Below are 2,508 nucleotides of genomic sequence, written 5' to 3' on the forward strand. Positions count from 1 at the left end.
ATCACGCTCAAAACCTCTTGAAAACCTATCATAGCGAATTTCCAAAAGGGCTCTAAAAGCGGAATGGTGGTGGCCTTTTCCGTGCCACTTACCTTATCTTTTGTCGCATTATACATGAAAATATCAGGTATCGGGTTAGAGCGTATTTCTCTTGGTGCCTTAATACTGTCTCTTGGGCTCCTTGTTGATGATGCAATTATCAGTATAGAAGCCATGATTGTGCAGTTGTCCAACGGAGCGAGCAGGGAGGATGCTGCATCCTACGCATGGTCACATACTGCATTTCCTATGCTTACGGGCACTTTAATAACAATTATAAGTTTTTTACCTGTTGGAATAGCAAAGTCTACAACAGGTGAGTATGCCGGTGAAATTTTCTGGGTAAGTGCTGCCGCATTACTTTGCAGCTGGGTTGTGGCTGTGCTGTTTATACCTTTGCTTGGCGTATGGTTTTTACCTCAACCAAAACATGCATTAGAAAATACACCATCTTTAGAAACAAAAAGCATTCTTGCCTTACGTAAAGTTCTAGAATGGGTTGTTGTTAAAAGAAAAACCGTTTGTGCCATAACTATTGCTCTTCTTATTATGGCAGTTCTAGGCACAAATTTGGTGAATCAACAGTTTTTCCCCGTATCAGATCGTCCGGAATTGATTGTTGATGTTGCATTGCCTGCAGGCAGTTCACTCAGTAAAACCAATAAAGTTGTAAGTAATATTGAGAGCAGAATTTTACCCTTACCCTCTGTAGTCCATATTGAAACACATATAGGGGACGGTGCGCCCAGATTTTACCTACCTTATATACCAGCAAGCCCCAGTACATCGCATGCAACATTACTTTTAGTTGCCAAGGACCTGACTGCTCGGGAAGAACTTTTCAAGACGATTAAAGAGTTTGCCAATGACATTCCCGCAAGCCTTCACGTACAAAGGCTTTCTTTGGGGCCAACGGCTGATTTTCCTGTGCAATATCGCATTATTGGGCCAAACGTAGATGAAATTATAAATACTTCTCATGAAATAAGAGATATTCTTAAAAATACACAGGGCACATCTGATGTGCAGATTGATTGGGGCAATCGTACACTTTCTGAATCATTCAATCTGGATTCAGAAAAAGTTGTTCATTTTGGCAGTAATCGTATTGCTATTGCACAACAAATGCAGGCTTTTCTTTCTGGAGAAGTGGTCGGTACCATTTTTAATGCAGATACCCACCGTAGTTTGGTGGTGCGTGCAGAAGACAAATTCCGTCATAACCCGCAATTATGGGCACTGCTTCCAATACAAACGCAGATGGGCAATGTATTCTTGGGCCAATTAGGTGCTCTGGAGATTAAGCAGGTTTTTCCTGTTATATGGAGAAGAAATGGCGAACCATGCATAACAGTTCAATCTGATGTTATGCCCGGTGTTGAAGCGCTGGAAATTGTAGAGCACATAAAGCCAGAAATAGATAACATACAAAAGCATCTTCCATACGGTTACAGAATAGAAGTAGGGGGGGACGCTGAACTTTCTCAAACAGCTAATGATGCCATATTTGCTCTATTGCCCCCAACAGTAGGCATTATGTTGCTTATTTTAATGCTGCAACTGCAAAAATTCAGCCGTGTCTTACTGGTTTTGTGCTCCAGCTTTTTAGGTCTGATCGGGGCTGTATTGGGCTTACTTGTTTTTAATGCGCCATTTGGTTTTGTTGCTTTGCTAGGCTTAATTGCTCTAGCTGGAATGATCATGCGCAACACCATATTATTGGTCGATCAAATAGAATATAATAAACACAATGGTTCAACACTTAACGCATCTGTTATTGATGCCACTATATTACGTGCACGGCCTGTTATACTTACAGCCTTAGCCTCTGTTTTTGCTTTCATTCCTTTAGCATTCAATATCTTTTGGGGACCTATGGCCATTGTTATGATTGGAGGTTTGAGTGTTGCGACATTTCTTACACTCCTTTCTCTGCCGGCTTTTTACTTGGTCATATTCAGAGAAAAGAAAAAAGATAAGGCTGTGCAATAATGTTTATATTTTCTACATCACAGAAAAACAGAATTGCACTCTTGCTGTCTGCAATGTTGTTGGGTGCATGTTCCTTGCAGCCCAAAACATCACTTCCTACAGTTGCGTTACCACAAACATGGGAAAACGCACCGGCTCAACAACCTTATGGTAAAACACCAAAGCAATGGTGGCAGAATTTTAATCAGCCAAAGTTGAATGACCTAATAAGTGTTGGGTTGCAGGAAAATATTGATATCAATCTTGCTTATGAAAAACTACAAGCATCTCGTATCGAAACAAAAATAGCCTATGCGGCAAATATGCCCGAAATTAACGGTACAGCAGGATACAGCAGAAATTATACATCTACTGCCGGTATAGGTGATGTATTGCGGCCTCTGCTCGGGCTAGATCAGGGTGGATCTTACCTAGAACCTAAAGGGATTTCTTCTGTGGTTACCGTCCGTTATGCAAGAGTTTTCTGACCCATATTGA

General features: G+C 41.1%; 2 protein-coding genes. Both read left to right on the top strand.

Translation table 11 applies throughout. The features are described 5' to 3' along the window. Positions 1-63 precede the first annotated feature (63 nt). The gene (locus APA10_RS11595) at positions 64-2,031 is read left to right on the top strand and encodes an efflux RND transporter permease subunit (protein ID WP_003631310.1); all 1,968 of its coding nucleotides are present in this window, start codon (positions 64-66) and stop codon (positions 2,029-2,031) included. Further along, positions 2,031-2,498 (top strand): outer membrane factor lipoprotein domain-containing protein, encoded by a 468-nt coding sequence (locus tag APA10_RS11600; RefSeq protein WP_035367732.1) that lies wholly within the window; start codon positions 2,031-2,033, stop codon positions 2,496-2,498. Before APA10_RS11595 ends, APA10_RS11600 begins: the two co-directional genes overlap by 1 nt. Positions 2,499-2,508 lie beyond the last annotated feature (10 nt).

Origin of the sequence: Acetobacter pasteurianus subsp. pasteurianus LMG 1262 = NBRC 106471 (genome assembly GCF_000285275.1) — a bacterium.
GTDB lineage: Bacteria > Pseudomonadota > Alphaproteobacteria > Acetobacterales > Acetobacteraceae > Acetobacter > Acetobacter pasteurianus.